Below are 21,349 nucleotides of genomic sequence, written 5' to 3' on the forward strand. Positions count from 1 at the left end.
CGCATTCGCGATTGCACAAAACAATCTCGCACTTGCGTTGTACAACTTATGGATAATATGTTTTGCAAAGATCTGAAATTCCCCTCGACATTTTTCCTGTATCGTTACAGTAAATATTCTCTGGAATGGATCTCGGGAGGAATCGCGCCGTTTTCAGGCAAGCTTGGTCTCACTATAGTGACGGCCTGACTCGGGCGGTGGTGGCGAATGGACGACAGCGGAAGACCAAGGATGGGTGCAATAACCCCGGGAGGCGTTCGGGAGCGTCCCACCTTGAAGACGATCGCCTATGTGACGGGGCTTGGCATTACCACCGTCTCGCGGGCATTGAAGGATGCGCCTGATATCGGCGCGGAAACCAAGGAGCGCGTGCGGCTCGTCGCCAATCAGCTCGGTTACCAGCCGAACCGCGCCGGCGTGCGCCTGCGCACCGGCAAGACCAATGTCATCGCCCTCGTCCTGAGCATTGACGAGGAGCTGATGGGCTTCACCAGCCAGATGGTGCATGGCATTACGGAGGTGCTGGGCGGCACGCAATATCACCTGGTGGTGACGCCGCACTCCTTCGAGAAGGACCCGATGGTGCCGGTGCGCTATATCCTCGACACCGGTTCGGCGGACGGCGTGATCATCTCGCGCATCGAGCCCGAGGATGCGCGGGTGCGGCTGATGACGGAGCGGAACCTGCCCTTCGCCACGCATGGCCGCACCGACATGGGCATCGCGCATCCTTATCACGACTACGACAACGAGGCTTACGCCTACCAGGCCGTCCGGAAGCTGGTCGAGAAGGGCCGCCGGCGCATCGCGCTTCTGTCGCCTCAGAGCCGCTTCTCCTTCTATCTCCACAGCCGCATCGGCTTCGAACGCGGCCTTGCGGATTTCGGCGCGACGGAAGTGCCCATGGGCCGCGTGACGAGCGAAACGCCGCTCGAGGAAACCCGTGCCTATGCGGAGCGGCTGATGCGCTCGGCGGAACCGCCGGACGGCATTATCTCGATCAGCGGCTCCGCCACCATCGCGCTCGTCGCCGGTCTCGAGGCCGCCGGCAGGAAACTCGGTGTCGATGTCGACCTGGTGTCGAAACAGTCGGCCGAGTTCCTCAACTGGATCCGGCCGGAAATCTATACGGTCAACGAGGATGTCCGCCAGGCCGGACGGGAACTTGCCAAGGCGGTGATGGCGCGCATAGACGGCGTGGCGCCCGAACTCCTGCAGAGCATCAGCCAGCCGGTCTGGTCGAAGATGGCGCCGTAGACCTTAAGCAGTCGGGACTGAAACGAATACGCCCGCCGGAGAGGCGGGCGTATTTTTCACGAGGGATCGACGGATCAGGCGTTGTTGCCGAGGCCGCTGCCCCACGGGCCATGATGCCTGTCGACACCGTCAAGGCGGTCGAAGCCATGAGCGCCGAAGAAATCGCGCTGCGCCTGGATGAGATTCGCCGTGCCGCGGCCGCGGCGATAGGCGTCGAAATAGGAAAGCGCCGATGCGAGCGCCGGAACCGGCAGGCCGGAAAGCGCCGCATAGGAGACGACGCGGCGCAGTGCGCCGTCGGTTTCCTTGACCATTTTCGAGAAGGCCGGGGTGACGATGAGGTTCGCCACATGCGGATCCTTGGTGAAGGCCGAGGTGATCTCGTCGAGGAACTGCGAGCGGATGATGCAGCCGGCGCGCCAGATCTTGGCGATCGTCGGCATCGGCAGGTTCCAGTTGTATTCGGCGGACGCGGCGGCCATGACCGCGAACCCCTGCGCATAGGCGCCGATCTTGGCGGCCAGCAGCGCGTTTTCGAGATCGGCCAGGAAGGCCATGCCGTCCTTCTTCTCCGCGACCTTCGGCAGGCCGAAGATCTTCTCCGCGGCAACGCGCTCTTCGCGCTGCGACGACAGGATGCGGCCCGCGACGGCGGCTTCGATGGCGGTTGCGGCAACGCCGAGATTCTGCGCTTCGATGACCGACCACTTGCCGGTGCCCTTCTGGCCGGCACTGTCGACGATGACGTCGACCATCGGCTTGCCGGAAATCGGATCGGTCGCCTTCAGAACCTTCTCGGTGATCTCGATCAGGTAGGAATTGAGGCGGCCGGTATTCCAGCGGCCGAAGACGTTGCCGATCTCGGATGCGCTCATGCCGAGGCCGTCGCGAAGGATGCCGTAGATTTCGGCGATCATCTGCATGTCGGCATATTCGATGCCGTTATGGATGGTCTTGACGAAATGGCCGGCGCCGTTTTCGCCGAGCCAGGCGACGCAGGGCTCGCCATTGAATTTGGCGGAAATCGAGGTCATCACCTTCTCGACGCGCTTCCAGCTCTCCTCCGTGCCGCCGACCATGATCGACGGGCCGTGGCGAGCACCCTCTTCGCCGCCGGAAACACCCATGCCGATGAAGGTCAGGCCGCTGTCCTTCAGATTGTCGAAACGGCGCATCGTGTCGCGGAAATTCGCGTTGCCGGCATCGATCATGATGTCGCCGGCCGAAAGGTAGGGCTTCAGGAGCTCCATCTGCTGGTCGACGGGATCGCCGGCCTTGATCATGATGATGATCGGCCGCGGCGGGCGGATGGCGGCGACGAATTCTTCTAGGGTCTCGCAGGGCACGAGCTGGCCCTGCAGTTCGCCGGCCTCGGCATAGAACTTGCGGGTCGCTTCCGGAGTGCGGTTGAAGACGGCGATCCTGTTGCCTTTTTCGGCAATGTTGAGCGAAAGATTCGAGCCCATGACGCCAAGCCCGATAAGGCCGATTTCTGCCTGTTCCACGGATGTGCCTCCATTTGAAGATTCGACGGTGTTGTCGCACTCATATAGTTCGACGGCAAGGCGGCGGCCACATTAAACGATTAAATTTCCATGACACTCCGTCTCCGTCATGAGGACGGCCGGCGCCATTTGGCTTGACCGGGACAATGCCTTGCCTGTGCCCATATCGGATGCGACAAGGCCTCTCATGAGTGCCGCCGCCAAGACAGATATGCCGGTGCTGGCCATGTGCGCCGGCAGCTATCGCGAGCAGCCGCTGACAGGCCCGCTCGCAAGACTTTTCCGCTGCGTCTGGTCGCACAGACTGCCTCAGGATTTCGCAGGACAGGCAGCAGTCGTCCCGGACGGCTGTTCGGACCTGATATGGACCGGCGGCCGGTTGATGGTGATCGGCCCCGACCGCATCGCCGCCTTCCCGGCCCTACCCTCCGGAGAGACGATCCTCGGGCTGCGCTTTAGGCCCGGCGCCGCCTTGCGCTGGCTCGACGTTCCGCTGAGCGAACTCGTCGGGCAAGCGGTGCCGTTACGGGAGGTGCGGAGCGACGTAAGCGCAATCGAGGAACAGCTCGCAGCCGAAAAGGACCCAGGGCACAGGCTGAAGCGTCTTTGCGCGTGGGCATACGGAGAGGCCGCGGCAGCCGCTGATCCGCGAGACGACATGGAAGCGCTTTTCGACCGCCTGAGCTGCGGTACGCTACGCGAATTATCGGGAGATGCGGCACTCGGCGAACGCACCCTGCGGAGGCGAAGCCGGGATCATTTCGGTTACGGACCGAAGACGCTCGAACGCATTCTCCGCCTCCAGCGTTTTTTGCGCCTCCTGCGCAGGCCGGCATCGGACAATCTGGCGGTTCTCGCCTATGAAGCCGGCTATGCCGATCAGGCTCACATGACCCGGGACGTGAAGGAACTTACGACGCTGACGCCGCAGGACATTCGCCGGCAGCTCTTTGCCTGATTGTCCGTTTTGTTCAAGAAGCGTGGGACCTTTTCCGATAGGCCTGCGGCAAATGGAGGAACGACCATGACGACCTTGCCCGCCCGTATCATTCACATGAGCATCGAAAGACCCTGGCAGGAGGTTTACGCCTTTGCCGCCAATCCCGAGAACATGCCGCTCTGGGCATCGGGACTATCCGCCGGCCTTACCCGCGATGGCGAGGATTGGATCGGCGACGGCGGACCGATCGGCAAGGTGCGCGTGCGGTTCACGCCCAGCAATCCCTTCGGCATCCTCGACCATACGGTGACGATGGAAAACGGCCTCGTCGTGGAAAATCCGCTGCGGGTGATGCGAAACGGCGACGGCGCGGAAGTCATGTTCACGCTGCTGCAGCGCCCGGACCTCGACGATGCGGCTTTCGAATCGGACGCCGCTCATGTTCTCAAGGACCTGAGAACGCTGAAAGACCTGATGGAACGGAAGAAATAGGAGGCAACTCATGGGAGCCAGAGGAGCGGATCGCAAGATCGACTATATCGAATTCAACGTTGGCGACATCGGCAGGGCCAAGGCGTTCTACGGCTCGGCCTTCGGCTGGACCTTCACCGATTACGGACCGGACTATTGCGAATTCCAGGACGGGCGGCTGACCGGCGGCTTTGCGAAAGCCGGGAATGTGAATGCCAAAGGCGGCGCGCTGGTCATCCTCTTCGCGGACGATCTCGAAGCCATCCAGGCCAAGGTCGAGGAAGCCGGCGGCAGGATCGTCAAGCCGATCTTCTCCTTCCCCGGCGGACGGCGATTCCAGTTCGCCGATCCGGAAGGATATGAGCTCGCCGTTTGGTCGGATAAATAGAGGTTATGCCGCCGGACGCCGGCGGCGGTCGGCGGTCTCCTGCATGACGAGAAGCGCGCCGATGAGTTGCGACGACCCCGAAACGCAGGGCGACATGCGGCAGCGGATCACCACCGTCTGTCCGTCGACCTGGTCCGCATAGGTGAGCGAGATGCTTTCGCCCTCGAAGCAACGGTCGAGAGCCGGCTTGAATTCGTTCTGGAAGCGGTGGATGCCGACGAATTCGGCAATATGCCGGCCGATCAGCGCATCACGCGGGAGATCGAGACGACGGGCATTCGTTTCGTTCGAATAGAAGATGCGGTAGCCCGGAGCGATCACCACGATGCGGTCGGAAATACGGTTGAGGAGAGCGTCGTCGAGAAAGCCGTCGGCCGTGGCATCGGCGATAACCGACGTTTCCGTCGGTTCCGGAACAGGCCGGCGGTTGGGCGAAAGGCCGGTTTCGGGAACCACGTAACGCTCGACCAGCATCTGCAGCAGATGCCCGTTGCGGCGCACGCAACCGCCGTCGTCGGCCTCTTCGTTCAGGAGATCGAGAGCGAACCGGAACTGTGCCTGGATACTGGCCGGGTCCTTCCCCTGGCTCGAAAAGATCGCGAGCAGGAGCGGATCGAGCTCACGGTCGAGCGCGGCGGTCGCCTGTGTGTCGTTATGGTCGATCGCCTGCCGCAGATCGGCATATTTGAACCAGAAAAGATCGATCAAGGCCTGCAAAAAACACCCCTCTCCCCTGTCCGGAGACACGCTCGACCTTTCGCGAGATCGACACCTCCGTTATTTGATGCGATTCAGATTAATTCTTTTCTTAAAAATCAGACCCAATTTGTGGCCGATGACTTAATTCAGAATATCCGGCCGTGCAATCCCAAGATGTAATCAGATTTTGCGCATCCGCAGATTACAGTTGGCGCTTGATGTGCCAGCGATCGTGGTACCAGAGCCATTGCTCGGGATATTCCCGCACCCAGCTTTCCACCTTGTCGTTCAACACCTGCGCCGTGCCCTGGACATCGAGGTTTCCTTTCGCGTCCCGGGGCAGTTCGATCTTCGGTTCGATCTCCAGCCGGTAGCGATTGTCAGGCAGGCGGATGCAGCGCGCCGGATATACGTCCGCATTGAATTGCCGTACGAGCTTGGCGAGCAGCGGATTGGTCTGCACCGGCCGGCCGAAGAACGTCGTCTTGAGCCCCTTCCGGAATTTCTGGTCCACCAGAACGCCGACGCCGCCGCCCGCCTCAAGCCTGCGGGCGAGCGCGAAGGACGAACCGGCATGCGACGGCACCAGCTGACCCATGCGGCTGGCGCGGAAGGCAAAGACCTTTTCAGCGATATAGGGGTTGTTCGGCGGCCGGAAGAGCACCATTACCTCCAGGCCGAATGCCTTGCCTGCGACCGGCAGGAGCTCGAAATTGCCCGTATGGGCGGTGAAGACGATGAAAGGGCGCGGATTGTCGCGCAGATCGACGAAGATCGGGATGCCCGACACCTCCACCCTGCCCGGCTTTTCCTGGTCGGGATCGAAATCGAACAGGCGGTCCAGGAAGACGTATTCGGCCGCAAGCCGGCCCATATGTCCCCAGCTCGCGATGGCGATCTGCTCGAGCTCCTCGTCTGTCTTCTCCGGATAGGCGTTGCGCAGGTTGACGCGCATCAGCTTGTGGCGGCCGAGCTTCGGACCGACGCGGCGCGCCACGCGATCGGCGAAACGGATCGCCGGATCGGCCGGAAAAACCTTGAGAAGATTGAGGAACCCGAATGCGAGCTGCGCCACCAGCCATTGCTGGAGGTTTCTCAGCGCAATCGCGATCCGGACGACGAACATCTTCACGGGCAGGCGCCTCAATCCATCCTGAGCACGATCTTGCCGAACACCTGGCGGGTTTCCATGCGCTCCAGCGCCTTGTCGATCTCGTCGAAGGTGACTTCCGTGTCGATGACCGGATGGACGATGCCCTGGGCCATCTTCTGCATGGCATCCGCCATGTTCTCCATGCGGCAGCCGAAGGAGCCGAGCAGCTTCAACTGCTGCTGGAAGAGCATCATCAGGTTCATCTCGGTCGAGACGCCGGAGGTCGAGCCGCAGGTGACGAGCCGGCCGCCGCGCTTGAGGCACAGCATCGACCCCGCCCACGTATCCTTGCCGACATGTTCGAAGACCACGTCGACGCCCTTCTTCTTCGTAAGCTTGCGGACAACGCCTTCGAAGCGGTCGGTACGGTAGTTGATGACGTGATCGGCGCCGAGCGCCCTGGCGCGCTCGATCTTGTCGTCGGAACCGACGGTGGTGATCACCGTGCAGCCCATCTTCTTGGCGAGCTGGATCGCCGCAGTTCCGATTCCCGAGCCGCCGGCATGCACGAGGATCGTCTCGCCCGGCTGGAGCTTGGCATTGTCGAACAGCATGTGCTCCACCGTGCCGAAGGTCACCGGCGCGAGTGCCGCGCCGACCGCATCGACGCCGGGAGGCGCCGGCACCAGAAGGCGTGCCGGCAGGTTGGTCTTTTCCTGCGCGAAGCCGTCGAGATGGAAGCCGTGCACCCCGGAGACGTTTTCGCAGAGATTGTCGCGCTTCTCACGGCAGGCCTTGCAGAGACCGCAGGTGCGCGCACCGTAGATCGACACGAGCTGGCCGGGCAGGACGTTCGAGACGCCCGGGCCGATCGCTTCCACGACGCCGGAGGCTTCCGCGCCGATCGTCAGCGGCATCTTGCGCTTGGCGAACGCCATGCCGCGCCAGCCCCAGACGTCGATATGGTTGAGCGCGACCGCCTTGACGCGAAGGGTCACCTCGCCAGGGCCCGGCGCTTCGGGCTCGGGAATGTCCACGGCCTCGAGCTTGCGGTCGTCGATCAGTTGCAGAGCGCGCATAATAGGTCTTCCTTCGCCCGGAGGCGTCAAAGCTTGTCGAAATTGATTGCGGACGGTCTCTAAGCCGGTTCCAGCGTCATGACAAGGCTGGCGTTCTGGCCGCCGAAGCCGAAGGAGTTGGAAAGTACGGCCCTCGGCTGCCCATCCCGCTTCTTGTTCGGCACCACGTCGAGCACGATCGTCGGATCGGGATTGGTGTAGTTGATGGTCGGCGGCAGCGTACCCGTCAGCATCGTCTGGATGGAGAAGACGGCCTCCACGGCCCCGGCGGCGGTCAGCGTATGGCCGATCATCGACTTGTTAGACGAAACCGGGATGTCCTTGAGGCTATCGCCGAAGACGGCGAGCATGGAGCCGTATTCCATCTTGTCGTTTTCCGGCGTCGACGTGCCGTGCGCGTTGATATAGCCGATGCCGCTCTCGTCCATGCCGGCATCCGCAAGGGCTGCACGGATCGTCGCGATCGCCGGGCCGCCGTCCGGCGAGGACCGGGTGCGGTGGAAATGGTCGGCCTTCTCGCCGCACCCTTTCAGGATGCCGAGAACCTTGGCACCGCGGGCGATCGCCGATTCCAGCGATTCGAGCACGAGCGTCGCAGCCCCTTCGGCGATCACGAAGCCGTCGCGATCCTTGCTGAAGGGCTTGGACGCCTTTTCCGGCGGGTCGTTCTGAGTGGAGAGCGCGGAAAGCAGCGAGAAGCGGATGAGCGCCTCGGCACTGACCGAACCGTCCGTCGCGACCGTCAGAGCGCGATCGGTGCGGCCCTGGCGGATCGCCTCGACGCCGAGCTGGATGGCGGTGGCGCCCGATGCGCAGGCGGTCGACAGCGTCACGGGAAGTCCGCGCGTGCCGAACGTGTCGGCCAGGCGCTCGGAAATCGAGCCGAACTGCACGGCTTCGAGGAAGACCGGATCGGGACGCTCACGCATGGCGGTGAGGAAGCGGTCATAGGCGTCGCCCTCCGCCTTGGACGGCGGGGCGCGGTCGGCAAGCGCGAAACGGTCGCTCCATTCGGGCTCCACCGGGGGCGCGGCGAGGAAGAGCGGGCCGTCGAAATCGCCGGAAAGCCCTGCCTGGGCCAGCGCCTCGGCGGTGGTGTCGCGCGCAAAGGCGAAGGAGCGTTCGACGGAATTCTCCGCCGGCACCTTGATGAAATCGACCGTGCCGCTGATCCTGGTCGAAAGTCCTTCCGTCGGAAAGCGGCTGACCTTGTGGATGCCTGACGTGCCGGAGGTCAGCGCCGCCCAATTGTCGGCAAGTCCCTGGCCAAGCGAGGTCATGACACCCATGCCGGTGACCGCCACGATCGGGCGGCCGATATGATCCTTGAAGCGATTGTCGCTCATGATTGCTCCTTTACGCCGCAGAGAGGACCGCGAGGCCCTCGCCGCGCGTGTAACCGATCGTCGTCACCACCGCATGCTTTGCAGGAGCCGCCATCGGCTTTTCGTTCCGGGCATCGAATGTAGGAACGCGGACCGCGCCATCCAAGCTGAGTGCGGCGAGCGCAAGACCGAGCGGAAACTGCGCCTCCATGCCGTGGCCGGTGACGCCGCCGTAACCGCGTATCGGTGCGCCGGCAAACTCCTGCTCCAGCACCGCCTTTTCGCGCGATGCGAGCTCCACCACCCCGCTCGTGCCTGAAAAGACGACCGTGTCGTCTTTCGAGAGGCCGGAGGCATGGTGAGCGAGACGGGTGAGCCGCTTTTCGAGCCGGCCGTCCTCGCGGTTGCCCCGATCGCCTTCGATTTCGTCGATCGCCGCATAGACATGCGCGCCGCGAGCCTCGGCATGAGCCCGCGATTCGAGCACCAGGAAGGCGCCGACCGATCCCATGATCATGCCGCCGCCATCCTCGGCCGAGCGCGACCAGAGCGGATGCCAACCGCCGGTCGCATGCGCCCGGATGCCCTCGACGAGCAGGATGATGTCGGCACGCTCGGCGACAAAGGCGCCGCCGACCAGGCAATGGGTCGATTGGCCGGCCCTTATGCGGTGGAACGCCGTCTCGACGGCGGAAATGCCGGCCGACTCCTCGCCCATGAAGGTGCGGGACGAGCCCGTGACCTTGTGGACGATCGAGATATTGCCGGCGACGAGATTGGAAAGCTGTGCCAGGAACAGCGTTGGCCTGAGCTCGGTCGTCAGCTTCTCGTTCAAGAGCATCTCGCGGTCGTTGCGCTTCAACGCCTCGTCGACGATCAGGGAATCGACCTTGATGTCGCGCTCGCCGCCACCGGCCGCCACGATCATGTCCATGGAAGCGCAGGCTTCCGCATCGGTCTTGAGGCCCGCATCGTCGAGCGCCAGGCCGGCGGAAAAGACCCCGAGCCTCTGCCAGTTCTCCATCTGGCGTTGGTCGCCGCGTTTCGGAATCTGCGCCGACCAGTCGATTTCCGGCATGGGATGAACCGGATAGGGCGCGAAACGCTCGGTCTCGACCTTGGGCGCCCCCACCTCCGCCGCCGACAGGAGAGCCACATGCGCCTCCTTGCCGACGCCCTGGCTGGTGACGATCCCGATCCCGGTAATCACGACATCATTGTCAGACTTCATCATATCCTCTTTGCCCACCGGCCTCGATGGGAGAGCTTTTAGGCAATTCCGGGAAAAGCGGGAACCGGTTTTCCGTCAGAAACTGCGTCAGATCTAGGCGCTTGCGGCAAGCGCGTCCAGGAGGCCGACCTCTTCCGCCCGCTTGCGGACGACCGGCGCCAGCGGGATTTCGCTGAAATTCATGGTGCGCAGCTTGAGCTGCGCATCGCAGATCCGCTTGCCGGCGCTCGAAATCTTCGCCTTGGTGACGGCATAGCCCGATCCCTCATGCTCCAGAAACGCCTCTATATCGAGCACGGCATCCGGTTCGACGAAAGTGCGCATCTTGGCGCCGTCGACCGACATCAGGAAAGGCATGGCGGCGAAATCCGTGGCGGCGAGCACCAGGAAGCCGGAGGCCTGCGCCATGGTTTCGATCAGCAGAACGCCCGGCACCAGCGGCATTCCCGGGAAATGGCCCTCGAAGACGGGGCTTTTCGCCGGCACGACCGAACGCGCCTTGAGGGTTTTCGCCTTGAGATCGACCGCTTCGACACGATCGATCATCTGGAAATATTCGAGCAGCATGAGATTGCCGGCCCGGGAGATCGGTGACGATCAGCCCTTTGCCGCCCTCAGCTCGTCGATCTTGGCGCAGAGATTCTTGAGAACGAAATATTCCTCGGTCGAAACCTTGCCTTCGTTCACTTCCTGCGTCCACTGTTCCAGCGGGATCTTGATGCCGAACTCCTTGTCGATGGCGAAGACGATATCCAGAAAGTCGAGGCTGTCGATGCCGAGGTCATCGATCGTGTGGCTTTCCGGCGTGATCGTTTCGCGATCGATTTCGCTGGTCTCAGCGATGATGTCGGCAACTTTGTCGAATGTAGCAGTCACGCCCATGTCCTCTGAAAAATAAGAAATCAAAGTTCCACATAGGGAAATCGATCCCAAATGCCAATGGCCTCGTTTTCCCGCGTGAAAATTTGCGCGGGAACTGTTGCCTAAACAGCAATTGCCCGATCAGGCAACCGAATGACGGCCGTCCACCAGCCCCGCGCGGATAACCTCGAGCACTTCCTCCGATCGGACGTCCGTGCAGACCCACTGGCTCGGCTGCCCGTCCCACGGACTGCCGGTGAATTTGCGGCCGTGGTCGGGCGCCTGGATCGTCGCGCCGTCTGCAATGCCGCCGCAGACGACGCGCACGGCGCCGCCGCGCAGCGTGAAGAGGTCCGGCCGCACCAGATAGACGCAGGCCGTGCTGTCGTGCACCGCCATGCCGGCGATGCCGACGCGGCTTTTGTAGAAGTCGATGTAGTATTGCGACAGGTCGGACAGGAGCTTCACGGACCGGTCGCCCGATTTCACCATCACTTCCAGATATTCCGCGGTCATGATCGTCTTCATGGTCACGTCGAGGCCGACGATGGTGACCTTCCACGGGGTCGTGAAGATGATGTCGGCGGCTTCCGGATCGCCGTGGATATTGGCTTCGGCGGCCGGCGTCACATTGCCGATAACGTCGAAGGCGCCGCCCATGACGATGACTTCCTTGACCAAGCCGGCAATCTCCGGATCGGCGCGAAGCGCCAGCGCCAGATTGGTCATGCGGCCGACGGCGACGAGCGTCACCTCGCCGGGATTGGCGCGTACCGTGTCGATGATGAACTGATGGGCCGGGCGCGGATCGAGCCGCCAGTCCACCGTCTCCGGCACGCCGATATTTCCGAGACCGTCGGCGCCATGCACGACCGAAGCTGCGCGGTCGTCGCGGCGGGACGGATCGACGGTCTGGGCAGCCCCCTTGGCGATCGGTGCGGAAATCCCCCATTCCCGATGCAGGAACTGTGCATTGCGGGTCGTCAGATCGACGCCGACATTGCCGAAGACCGTGGTCACGCCGAGAAGGTCGATTTCCGGATGCCGGTGCAGGAAGAGCAGCGCCATGGCGTCGTCGACGCCGGGATCCGTATCGAAAATGACCTTGTGCATAGCTTCATCCCGTATTCGACCGCTTTCAAGGTCGCGCACAATAGCGGCAAACGCTTGGAGCGCAATCCCGGAAGTGCATGGCTGCCTCCCGGGGGGGGGTCGGGTTGCAGGCGTCTGTCTCGGTTCTAGCCCTTCATCTTCAGGGGAAGACCGGCGGCGATGAAGAAAACCTCGTCGGCGACGGCCGCTATGCGCTGATGCAGCCGGCCGGCATGATCGCGGAATTCCCGCGCCATCCTGTTTTCCGGCACGATGCCGAGCCCGACCTCGTTGGAGACGAGAATGAGACGGCCGGAGAGAGATTCGAACGCGCGGACAAGCGCGGCGCCTTCGGCATCGACGTCGTGCCCCTCCATCATCAGATTGGTGATCCACAGCGTCAGGCAGTCGACCAGGATGACGCTGCCCGGCGCATCTATTTTGGTGAGATGCGCCGCGAGATCGAGCGGCACCTCATGCGTCACCCAGCCCTCGCCGCGATCGGCCCGGTGGCGGGCGATGCGCTCGCGCATCTCGTCGTCATAAGCGCGGCCGGTCGCGATATAGTGCCGTTCCAGGCCGCTTTCCCTCGCCAGCTTTTCCGAGAAACCGGATTTGCCCGAGCGAGCGCCGCCGAGGACGAGCGTGAGATGACCGGAGCGTGTCATGAGAGGAAGTGGCCTGCTCCAGAGGGGACCGGACGATTCGTAGACAAGAGAGGCGTCCGGCCCTGTTGGTGATGGCTCTGGATTCGCATTGCCTGGAAATGGTGCAGGCTTTGCAGGCGAGAGTCAACCGACACGTGCCGCGCCGCAGCCGGACATTTCCTCGCGGCATCCGGAACCGCGGCGCGAATCGACACAATCGGAAGGTGAAATTGTCCCGGAGCCGAAACATGGAGGCCCGACATCGGACACAAGGGCAACCGGTACGCACTACCTGATCCGGTGCCAAGGGCGAGCTTACCGCCCGCACGAAAATCAATAGCGCGACATTCTTACCGGATGGTTATTGCGGGCCATAAGTCACGCGGATTTCTCTCTTTTCATGTTTCCCGAGAATTCCGCCAGGCCGGAACGGCGCCGAGCGGTTGCAGGATACCGCATCTCGCGCAACACCTCGCCGGCGCCATGACCGGCCTCTCCCGCACGTTGCAATTGGCGTGGAGATTGGCAAAGAGCGGAGCGACGGGGACCGGGATTTGCGCAAGGCGCGTTTGCCGGCGGCGGCAGATTGATTTCCGGTGGTGAAACCGTACCTTGGCATCAGGCTGACATATAAATGCGCGGTATCTGTGCAAGAGAGTTTCGCATCTGCGGAAAGACGCGTCGCGCCTTGTTACGGATGACCGAGCGGAACATCTGCCGAGGCACCGCAACGATGAGACTGGGAGGTCTTAAGATGAAAAAACTCCTTGCTTCCGCCGCCCTCGCAGCCGGTCTTTACACCTTTGCGGGCTCCGCGCAGGCCGATTGCGGTTCAGTCTCGATTGCGGAGATGAACTGGGCGTCGGCAGGCGTGGCCGCCCATGTGGACAAGATCGTCCTCGAAAAAGGCTATGGCTGCGCCGTAACACTTGTCGCCGGCGACACGATGCCGACCTTCCTCTCCATGAATCAGAAGGGACAGCCGGACGTCGCGCCGGAATTCTGGGTCAACTCCGTACGCACGCTGCTCGACAGGGCGGTCTCGGCAGGCCGGCTGATCGTCGGAGCCGAGATCCTCGCCGACGGCGCGGTCGAGGGCTGGTGGATTCCGAAATTCGTGGCCGACGCCCACCGCGACATCAGGACCGTGCAGCAGGCTCTCGCCCATCCCGAACTCTTCCCCGCTCCGGACAATCCTTCCAAAGGCGCCATCTACAACTGCCCGACGGGCTGGAGCTGTCAGGTTTCGACCGCCAATCTCTACAAGGCGCTCGCGGCTGAGGACAAGAATTTCGAGCTGATCGACACGGGCACGGCCGCCGGTCTCGACGCCTCGATCGCCAAGGCCTTCGAAAAGAGGACAGGCTGGCTCGGCTATTATTGGGCACCGACCGCCTTCCTCGGCAAATACGAGATGGTGAAGCTCTCCTTCGACGTACCGCACGACAAGGCAGACTGGGATGCCTGCACCGCCGTGCCGGATTGCCCGAGCCCGAAGGTCAACTCCTATCCCACCTCGCAGGCCTTTACGCTCGTCACCAAGGAGTTCGCCGAGAAGGCGGACGTGGCGATGGACTATGTCAGGAAGCGCAAGTGGACCAACGCGACGGTCAACAGCATCCTTGCCTGGCAGGAGAAGAACAAGAGCACGAACGAGGATGCCGCCCGGCACTTCCTGAAAACCATGCCGGACATCTGGACCCCCTGGGTCACGCCGGACATCGCCGAGAAGGTCAAGGCGTCACTCTGAGGCAAGGTCTTGAAGGCGAACCTGCCCGTCCGTGTCGCAGCTACGCCTCCTACGTGTCGCCCGAGGTGGCGTCGCCCGTCTGCCGCTACGCGATACTTCCGGCGCGGATTCTGCTAGGATTTGCCTCTCGCGCCCGGAAAGCCATGCCGGGCAAGGGCGATGAACCAGAAATAGATAAAGGGGAAATCATGGCGAATTGCAGCTTGATGCCGGACGTTCGACGCCGTTCCGGCCAGCGCCCGCGCAGGCATCCGGAGGTGATCCATGGCTAGTCAAGGCATCGAGATCAAAGGCCTCTACAAGATTTTCGGCGACCGCGCAGGCGACTATGTCGATGCGGTCAAAGCCGGCATGACGAAGGCGGAGCTCAACGAAAAGCACGGCCACGTGCTCGGGTTGAAGGACATCAACATCTCCATGCCCGCCGGCGGCATCACGGTGGTGATGGGGCTTTCCGGCTCGGGAAAGTCGACCCTCATCCGTCACATCAACCGCCTGATCGAGCCGACCACCGGCGAGGTCGTCTATGCCGGCGCCGATGTCTGTCGCATGAACGAAAGGGACCTGCGCGAATTCCGGCGCCACAGGACGGCGATGGTGTTTCAGAAGTTTGCACTTCTGCCGCACCGCACGGTTATCGAAAACACCCTCTACGGCCTGGATATCCAGGGCGTGCCACGCTCCGAAAGCGTCAAGCGCGGCCAATACTGGATCGAACGCGTCGGGCTTGCCGGCTTCGAGAAGCACTATCCCAACCAGCTTTCCGGCGGCATGCAGCAGCGCGTCGGGCTTGCCCGGGCGCTCACCAATAATGCCGATATCCTTCTGATGGACGAGGCCTATTCGGCGCTCGACCCCCTGATCCGCGTCGACATGCAGACCGTGCTGCTCGACCTGCAGGCGGAGCTCAAGAAGACCGTCGTCTTCATCACCCACGATCTCGACGAGGCGCTGAGATTGGGCGACAAGATCGCCATCCTGCGCGACGGCCAGGTCGTGCAGCAGGGCACCGGTCAGGAAATCGTGCTGTCTCCGGCCGACGATTACATCACTGCCTTCGTCAAGGAGGTGAACCGCGGTCGCGTCATCCGGGCGCAAACGGTGATGCGTCCGCTCGAGGGAGCCACGGACGGCCTGCGGCTTTCCGGCGATGCAACGTTGGAGACGGTCGCCAGGCAGATGACCGAGGCCAACCAGTCTCGGGCGGTCATCGTTGACGAGAAAGGCGCGCCGGTCGGCATCCTCGATCTTCAGACGATCATCGCCGCCATGGTCACGCCGGCCGGTCACGAGACGGAGAAGATGGCGGCGGAATGAGAGCCATCGGTGTCGCGTGGAGGCGGTCGGTCATTGAGTTGCAATCATATAAGGCAATCTTTATATGATCGACCATACCGCAAGGAGCGCGTGAATGCCGACCGCCGACGCACTGACCGAACTTCTCCGAGAAAAGGGCGTGCTGCTGGCCGACGGCGCGACCGGCACCAACCTCTTTGCCATGGGGCTCGAAGCCGGTGAAGCACCCGAGCTCTGGAACGAGGCCGCGCCGGACAAGATCGAGAAGCTGCATCAGGATTTCGTCGATGCGGGTGCCGATATCATCCTCACCAATTCCTTCGGCGGCACGCGCCACAGGCTGAAGCTGCACAAGGCGGAAGGCCGTGTGCACGAACTCAACAGGCGCGCCGCCGAGATCGCCCGCAAGGTCGCGGATAACGCCGGCCGCAAGGTAATCGTCGCAGGCTCCGTCGGCCCGACAGGTGAACTGCTCATCCCGCTCGGCGCGCTTTCCTACGAGGATGCGGTTGCGGCTTTCGCCGAACAGATCGAAGGCCTGAAGGCCGGCGGCGCCGATCTTGCCTGGATCGAGACCATGTCGTCTGCCGATGAAATCCGCGCGGCCGCCGAAGCGGCTGCCAGGATCGGCCTGCCCTATACCTATACCGGCTCCTTCGACACGGCCGGAAGGACGATGATGGGGCTCGATCCCAAGAATATCCATGGTGTGGCGAAGAATGTAGGGAGCGGTCCGGTTGCCGTCGGGGCCAATTGCGGCGTCGGCGCTTCGGATATCCTGTCGAGCCTGCTCGACATGACGGCTGCCGATCCGGATGCAATCACCATCGTCAAGGGCAATTGCGGCATTCCGGAATATCGCGGCGCCGAGATCTTCTACTCCGGCACGCCGCCGCTGATGGCCGAATATGCGAGGTTAGCCCGCGATGCCGGCGCGAAGATCATCGGCGGCTGCTGCGGCACGTCCTGCGAACATCTTGCCGCCATGCGCAAGGCCCTCGACGACTACACGCCCCGCCCACGCCCGACGATCGAGGAAATCGTCGACAAGATCGGCCCGCTGCGCAATAAGACCGCCAGTGAATCGGGCGGCGATTCCGGTCGGGAAAGACGCCGCCGGCGAGGATAACGCCGAGGACGAAAGATATGGCGAGCATTTCCCCGATCGGCAGCCGCGAGACGGTGGCGGAAAGCCTTGCCGGGCTTTCGGCCGAACACCGGAGCTGGCTCACGCTTCTCATGGAGAACCCCACCTCCGACGATCTGCTGCTCGACGGCCTGCATCTCTACCTCGACCAGGCATCGGAAGCGCGGTTCCTCAACGCCCTGAAACTGCAGCAATGCGGGGAGTGGATCGGCAATGCCGCCCCTGCCCGGCTGCAGATCCGGCTGATGGAAGCGGCGAAATCCAGCCAGCATTCCGCCTATCTCGCCTTCCGCGAAGGGCTGGCGAAGTCCGGCGGACTGGAGCGAGCCTATCCGAAGGCGAATATCTAGGACACCAGCGCCGCCATGTGGAACTGGAGCTGCTCCGGCGGGTAGCGGAATTTTTCGCCGACCGGACAGGCATTGCGGGCCAGACAGCCGGAGATCATGCAGGTTTTCTCAGCACTCTCGCTTGCGAGATAGGTCCGGCAGGCCGGGACGTCGAAGCCGGTCAGGTTGATCGCACCGGCGGGACAAGCTGTCAGGCAGGGTTTGCCGTGGCAGTGATCGCAGGGATGAGTGGCCTTCGTGACCGGGGCGTCGATCTCGAACGGAAAGGCCAACGCACCGCGATAGCCATGCCAGAGCCCATATTCCGGATGGATGAGGATGCCGAGCGGAGATGGCTTTAGACCTTCCGCCTGCATCGCCCATCGCTGGAACGGCTGCCAGGGCGGATCGGACGGGAAATAGGCGGTCGCGCCGAGTGCTTCCGCCAGCGGCCGGATCAACTGTTTCGACCATGTGTCGAGCGGATCGGGACCGTCATATGTCTTCTGCCATCGCGTGAAGACAGGCCATATCGAGCCGCCGACATTGCCGAGCAGGATGACGGACAGGGCGCAGGAACCGCCCGTCAGCGAAGGTCCCTCGCCGGCTTTGAAATTCACCACCCCGCGAACAAGAATGCCGTGCGGTTCGAGCGCCGCCGCAATCTGCCTCAGGATGGTCGAGAGGGCGTTCACCGTTGTCCTTCGTATTTATAGTGCGGCCGCCAGACCCCTTCCTGGATGAAGTCGGCGACCCGCCTGGCGCCGCCTTGCTCCCTGGCGGCCTCGGGCTCTCTTCATGTGAACGCGTCCGGCATGGAATCCTTGCGATCCTTGACAAAGGCGAGAAGCGCCTCGTCGATCGCCGGATCGAGCGGTGGCGCCTCGTAGGAATCGAGCCAGGCGCGGCAGAGCGCGTTGGCACGCTGCTCGATCCGCTTCTCGCCCTCGATCTCCCACTGCTCGAACGAGTTGTTGTCGGCGAGCGGCGAACGGTAGAAGGCCGTCTGGAAATGCGCCTGCGTGTGACTGCAGCCGAGATAGTGGCTGCCCGGCCCGACTTCGCGGATAGCGGAAAGCGCCTGGCCTTCCTCGGAAAGATCGACGCCCGCGGCCATTTTCTGCATCATGCCGAGCTGGTCCTGGTCGATCATGAATTTCTCATAAGAAGAGACAAGGCCGCCTTCCAGCCAACCGGCCGCGTGCAGCACGAAATTCGTGCCGGCAAGCAGCGTCGTGTTGAGCGTATTGGAGGATTCGTGCGCCGCCTGCGCATCCGGAACTTTCGAGCCGCAGAGCGAGCCGCCGGTACGGAACGGCAGGCCGAGGCGGCGCGCGAGCTGCGCGGCGCCGTAGGAGACGAGCGACGGCTCCGGCGTGCCGAAGGTCGGCGCGCCCGACTGCATGGAAATCGACGCGGCGAAGGTGCCGAAGAGAACCGGCGAGCCCTTGCGGATAAGCTGCGTGAAGGAGGCGCCGGCAAGCACCTCGGCGAGGATCTGTGCCAGAGTGCCGGCAACGGTGACCGGGCTCATGGCGCCCGACAGGATGAAGGGCGAGACGACCGAGGCCTGGTTGTGCCGCGCATAGACCTTCAGCGCGCCGAGCATGGTGCCGTCGAAGACCATCGGCGAATTGGCGTTGATGAGGTTCAGCGTCACGCAATTGTTCTCGACGAACTCGTCGCCGAAGACGATCTTCGCCATGGCGATCGTATCTTCGGCCCGTTCCGGCGCGGTTACCGAGCCCATGAACGGTTTGTCGGAATACTTGATATGGCTGTAGACCATATCGAGATGCCGCTTGTTGACCGGCACGTCGACGGGCTCGCAGACCGTGCCGCCGGACGAGTGCATGGACGGCGCCATGTAGGAGAGCTTCACGAAATTGCGGAAATCCTCGATCGTCGCATAGCGGCGCTTGCCGTCGAGGTCGCGCACGAAGGGCGGACCGTAGACCGGCGCGAAGACGGTCGCATTGCCGCCGATATGGACGTTGCGCTCGGGATTGCGGGCATGCCAGGTGAATTCCCTGGGCGCGGTTTTCAGGATCTCGCGGCAAAGCCCCTTCGGGAAATGCACGCGGTGGCCCTGAACGTCCGCGCCGGCCTTTTTCCAGAGGTCGAGCGCCTCGTCGTCTTCGCGGAACTCGATGCCGATTTCTTCCAGAATGAGGTCGGCGTTGCGCTCGATGAGCTGCAGGCCCTCCTCGTCCAGAACCTCGTACACGCCGATCTTGCGGGTGATATAGGGAAGCGAAGGACCCGGCCCGCTGCCCGCGCGCGCCGCGCGGCGGCCTGCCGCGCCCCGTTCGCCGCGTCCGCGTCGTCCCGCGCCGCCTGCCGGTTCCGTCTCTGGGGTCAAATCGTCCATGATGCTCCTCGCCTTCACGCCGCCCTATGGGCACTTCTTCTGATGCGCCATGCTAGGCTCATGCGCAAGCCGAACCCTGCCTCTCTGCGTCACGGGTTTGCGCAGGACAGACATTCAAGCCCAAGTCGCTCCGTCGTTTTTCCGACGCGCCGCTGTCGCATACGAAGGAAATCGCGAAACAATTTGCAGGTACAGATATTCGAAGACGGTGAGCGTCTGATTTGCCGATCCCCGGAACGTGAAGGGAAGCATTCCATGTCCGATGACGAAATCATCCTTTCGGAACTTTCCGACGAGGAACTCGTGCAGCAGATGCATGACGACCTCTATGACGGATTGAAGGAGGAAATCGAGGAGGCGACCAACATCCTGCTCGAGCGCGGCTGGACGCCCTACGACATCCTGACCCAGGCGCTGGTCGAAGGCATGCGCATCGTCGGCATCGATTTCCGCGACGGCATCCTTTTCGTGCCGGAAGTGCTGCTCTCGGCCAATGCGATGAAGGCCGGCATGGCGATTCTCCGCCCGCTGCTTGTCGAAACCGGCGCGCCCAAGCTCGGCAAGATGGTGATCGGCACCGTGAAGGGTGACATTCACGACATCGGCAAAAACCTCGTCGGGATGATGATGGAAGGCGCCGGCTTCGACGTGATCGACCTCGGCATCAACAACCCGGTCGAAAACTATCTCGATGCGATCGAAAGGGAGAAGCCGGACATCGTCGGCATGTCGGCGCTGCTCACCACTACCATGCCCTATATGAAGGTCGTCATCGACACGATGAAGGAAAAGGGCATCCGCGACGACTATATCGTGCTGGTCGGCGGCGCGCCGCTCAACGAGGAATTCGGCAAGGCGGTCGGCGCCGATGCCTATTGCCGCGATGCCGCGGTCACCGTCGAAACGGCGAAGGACTTCATCCGCCGCAGGCACAACAGCCTCGCCCCCGGCTGATTGTCGTCAGCAGCAGATAGCCGCCCGGGCGAACCATACCGCAGGCCGGTCGCATCGTCCTCGACCGGCCGGCTCCTCACGGGCAAAAAGGAGCTTTTTACTGCGCTGCGCGATCGACACGGCGGCCGGCATCCTGGGTGGCGTCGACGGCATTCGCCGTGTCCTGCCCCATGCCGCGAATCGTATTCCCGCAGGAACTAAGCGAAAGCATGCTGGCGAAAAGAGCGGCGATCACGGTGACTGTTTTGACCGTCATGATAGAATACTCCGATGGATATGGACCAAATTGTGCCGGAAAATGAATTTCCGGCTATGGAACGTTCGACCAGCCAAAAGGTTCACGTGATCGCATGCGGAGCGATCGCGCGGGAAATCCTCGCCGTCTGCCGCCAGCACGGCCTCGATCATATCGACCTCAATTGTCTGCCCGCCATCTGGCATGCATACCCGCAGAAGATCGTGCCGGGGCTGGAGAAGGCGGTCGCGGAGGCCCGCGAAAACGGCTTCGAGAAGATCTTCTTCGCCTATGCGGATTGCGGCACCGGCGGCGATATCGACCGGCTTTGCGAGCGGGAAGGCATCGCCCGCATCGAAGGGCCGCATTGCTATTCCTTCTTCGCCGGCAACGAGGCCTTCGCGGAAAGGGCCGAGGAGGACCTGTTTTCCTTCTTCCTGACCGATTTCCTGGCCCGCCAGTTCGAGGCCTTCGTGATCGAACCGCTCGGCCTCGACAAACACCCCGAGCTGAAGGCCCTCTATTTCGGCAATTATCGCAAGCTCGTCTATCTCAGCCAGGAGGAGGACGAGGCCCTGCAGGAAAAGGCCCGGGCGGCGGCGGCTTATCTCGGCCTCGACTACGAATACCGCTTCACCGGCTACGGCGACCTCACGCAAGCGTTACGCTCCGCTTAACC

General features: G+C 62.7%; 23 protein-coding genes. 10 read left to right on the top strand and 13 right to left on the bottom strand.

Annotated elements, in window-relative coordinates:
* Positions 1-207 precede the first annotated feature (207 nt).
* Entirely contained in the window at positions 208-1,257 is a 1,050-nt protein-coding gene (locus ACMGE0_RS23240; RefSeq protein ID WP_436818271.1) for a LacI family transcriptional regulator, read from the top strand.
* A 74-nt stretch (positions 1,258-1,331) separates the two neighbouring features.
* On the opposite strand, the gene gnd is transcribed toward ACMGE0_RS23240, so the two are convergent.
* Complete coding sequence (gene gnd / locus ACMGE0_RS23245; protein WP_436818272.1) at positions 1,332-2,762, bottom strand: NADP-dependent phosphogluconate dehydrogenase; 1,431 nt, start codon at positions 2,760-2,762, stop codon at positions 1,332-1,334.
* A 187-nt stretch (positions 2,763-2,949) separates the two neighbouring features.
* Between gnd and ACMGE0_RS23250 the strand changes: the two genes are divergently transcribed.
* From ACMGE0_RS23250 to ACMGE0_RS23260, 3 genes are all read left to right on the top strand, one after another.
* On the top strand, positions 2,950-3,720 hold the full coding sequence (locus ACMGE0_RS23250; RefSeq protein ID WP_436818273.1) for a helix-turn-helix domain-containing protein: 771 nt from the start codon (positions 2,950-2,952) through the stop codon (positions 3,718-3,720).
* Positions 3,721-3,786: 66 nt separating this feature from the next.
* Positions 3,787-4,194, top strand: a complete 408-nt coding sequence (locus tag ACMGE0_RS23255; RefSeq protein ID WP_436818274.1) for an SRPBCC family protein — start codon at positions 3,787-3,789, stop codon at positions 4,192-4,194.
* Positions 4,195-4,204: 10 nt separating this feature from the next.
* Entirely contained in the window at positions 4,205-4,561 is a 357-nt protein-coding gene (locus ACMGE0_RS23260; RefSeq protein ID WP_436818275.1) for a VOC family protein, read from the top strand.
* A 3-nt stretch (positions 4,562-4,564) separates the two neighbouring features.
* Here ACMGE0_RS23260 and ACMGE0_RS23265 read toward each other — a convergent pair whose 3' ends face one another.
* The 9 genes from ACMGE0_RS23265 to cobU form a co-directional block, all read right to left on the bottom strand.
* Complete coding sequence (locus ACMGE0_RS23265) at positions 4,565-5,278, bottom strand: PAS domain-containing protein (protein WP_436818276.1); 714 nt, start codon at positions 5,276-5,278, stop codon at positions 4,565-4,567.
* Between the two features lie 184 nt (positions 5,279-5,462).
* Entirely contained in the window at positions 5,463-6,392 is a 930-nt protein-coding gene (locus ACMGE0_RS23270) for a lipid A biosynthesis lauroyl acyltransferase (protein ID WP_436818277.1), read from the bottom strand.
* A gap of 11 nt (positions 6,393-6,403) precedes the next feature.
* The gene (locus ACMGE0_RS23275) at positions 6,404-7,432 is read right to left on the bottom strand and encodes a zinc-binding dehydrogenase (RefSeq protein ID WP_436818278.1); all 1,029 of its coding nucleotides are present in this window, start codon (positions 7,430-7,432) and stop codon (positions 6,404-6,406) included.
* A gap of 59 nt (positions 7,433-7,491) precedes the next feature.
* A complete protein-coding gene (locus ACMGE0_RS23280) occupies positions 7,492-8,778 on the bottom strand; it encodes a beta-ketoacyl-ACP synthase (RefSeq protein ID WP_436818279.1) in 1,287 nt (428 codons plus the stop codon).
* 10 nt (positions 8,779-8,788) lie between these two features.
* Entirely contained in the window at positions 8,789-9,991 is a 1,203-nt protein-coding gene (locus ACMGE0_RS23285; protein WP_436818280.1) for a beta-ketoacyl-ACP synthase, read from the bottom strand.
* Between the two features lie 90 nt (positions 9,992-10,081).
* On the bottom strand, positions 10,082-10,555 hold the full coding sequence (locus ACMGE0_RS23290; RefSeq protein WP_436818281.1) for a 3-hydroxyacyl-ACP dehydratase FabZ family protein: 474 nt from the start codon (positions 10,553-10,555) through the stop codon (positions 10,082-10,084).
* Between the two features lie 30 nt (positions 10,556-10,585).
* The gene (locus ACMGE0_RS23295) at positions 10,586-10,870 is read right to left on the bottom strand and encodes an acyl carrier protein (RefSeq protein WP_003495848.1); all 285 of its coding nucleotides are present in this window, start codon (positions 10,868-10,870) and stop codon (positions 10,586-10,588) included.
* Between the two features lie 120 nt (positions 10,871-10,990).
* Positions 10,991-11,962: a nucleoside hydrolase gene (locus ACMGE0_RS23300; protein ID WP_436818282.1), complete on the bottom strand. Its 972-nt coding sequence runs from the start codon at positions 11,960-11,962 to the stop codon at positions 10,991-10,993.
* Between the two features lie 125 nt (positions 11,963-12,087).
* On the bottom strand, positions 12,088-12,609 hold the full coding sequence (gene cobU / locus ACMGE0_RS23305) for a bifunctional adenosylcobinamide kinase/adenosylcobinamide-phosphate guanylyltransferase (RefSeq protein ID WP_436818283.1): 522 nt from the start codon (positions 12,607-12,609) through the stop codon (positions 12,088-12,090).
* Between the two features lie 733 nt (positions 12,610-13,342).
* Here cobU and ACMGE0_RS23310 point away from each other — a divergent pair.
* From ACMGE0_RS23310 to ACMGE0_RS23325, 4 genes are all read left to right on the top strand, one after another.
* Positions 13,343-14,338 carry an ABC transporter substrate-binding protein gene (locus ACMGE0_RS23310; RefSeq protein WP_436818284.1) on the top strand — a complete coding sequence of 332 codons (996 nt, stop codon included), beginning with the start codon at positions 13,343-13,345 and terminating at the stop codon, positions 14,336-14,338.
* A gap of 264 nt (positions 14,339-14,602) precedes the next feature.
* Positions 14,603-15,655, top strand: coding sequence for a quaternary amine ABC transporter ATP-binding protein (locus tag ACMGE0_RS23315; protein WP_436818285.1), 1,053 nt, complete (start codon positions 14,603-14,605; stop codon positions 15,653-15,655).
* A 94-nt stretch (positions 15,656-15,749) separates the two neighbouring features.
* Entirely contained in the window at positions 15,750-16,763 is a 1,014-nt protein-coding gene (gene bmt / locus ACMGE0_RS23320) for a betaine--homocysteine S-methyltransferase (RefSeq protein ID WP_436818286.1), read from the top strand.
* 17 nt (positions 16,764-16,780) lie between these two features.
* Positions 16,781-17,131, top strand: coding sequence for a hypothetical protein (locus tag ACMGE0_RS23325; protein WP_436818287.1), 351 nt, complete (start codon positions 16,781-16,783; stop codon positions 17,129-17,131).
* Here ACMGE0_RS23325 and ACMGE0_RS23330 read toward each other — a convergent pair.
* Both ACMGE0_RS23330 and ACMGE0_RS23335 read right to left on the bottom strand, forming a co-directional pair.
* Positions 17,128-17,805: a ferredoxin gene (locus ACMGE0_RS23330; protein ID WP_436818288.1), complete on the bottom strand. Its 678-nt coding sequence runs from the start codon at positions 17,803-17,805 to the stop codon at positions 17,128-17,130. The two genes, ACMGE0_RS23325 and ACMGE0_RS23330, sit on opposite strands and share 4 nt — an antisense overlap.
* A gap of 101 nt (positions 17,806-17,906) precedes the next feature.
* Positions 17,907-19,481 carry a trimethylamine methyltransferase family protein gene (locus tag ACMGE0_RS23335; RefSeq protein WP_436818289.1) on the bottom strand — a complete coding sequence of 525 codons (1,575 nt, stop codon included), beginning with the start codon at positions 19,479-19,481 and terminating at the stop codon, positions 17,907-17,909.
* A 255-nt stretch (positions 19,482-19,736) separates the two neighbouring features.
* Here ACMGE0_RS23335 and ACMGE0_RS23340 point away from each other — a divergent pair, with 255 nt between their 5' ends.
* The gene (locus ACMGE0_RS23340) at positions 19,737-20,435 is read left to right on the top strand and encodes a corrinoid protein (RefSeq protein WP_436818290.1); all 699 of its coding nucleotides are present in this window, start codon (positions 19,737-19,739) and stop codon (positions 20,433-20,435) included.
* A gap of 97 nt (positions 20,436-20,532) precedes the next feature.
* On the opposite strand, the gene ACMGE0_RS23345 is transcribed toward ACMGE0_RS23340, so the two are convergent.
* On the bottom strand, positions 20,533-20,646 hold the full coding sequence (locus tag ACMGE0_RS23345; RefSeq protein WP_436818377.1) for an entericidin domain-containing protein: 114 nt from the start codon (positions 20,644-20,646) through the stop codon (positions 20,533-20,535).
* A gap of 59 nt (positions 20,647-20,705) precedes the next feature.
* On the opposite strand from ACMGE0_RS23345, the gene ACMGE0_RS23350 reads away from it, so the two are divergent.
* On the top strand, positions 20,706-21,347 hold the full coding sequence (locus tag ACMGE0_RS23350) for a DUF1638 domain-containing protein (protein WP_436818291.1): 642 nt from the start codon (positions 20,706-20,708) through the stop codon (positions 21,345-21,347).
* Positions 21,348-21,349: the final 2 nt, after the last annotated feature.

Source organism: Neorhizobium descurainiae (genome assembly GCF_051400715.1).
Lineage (GTDB): Bacteria > Pseudomonadota > Alphaproteobacteria > Rhizobiales > Rhizobiaceae > Neorhizobium.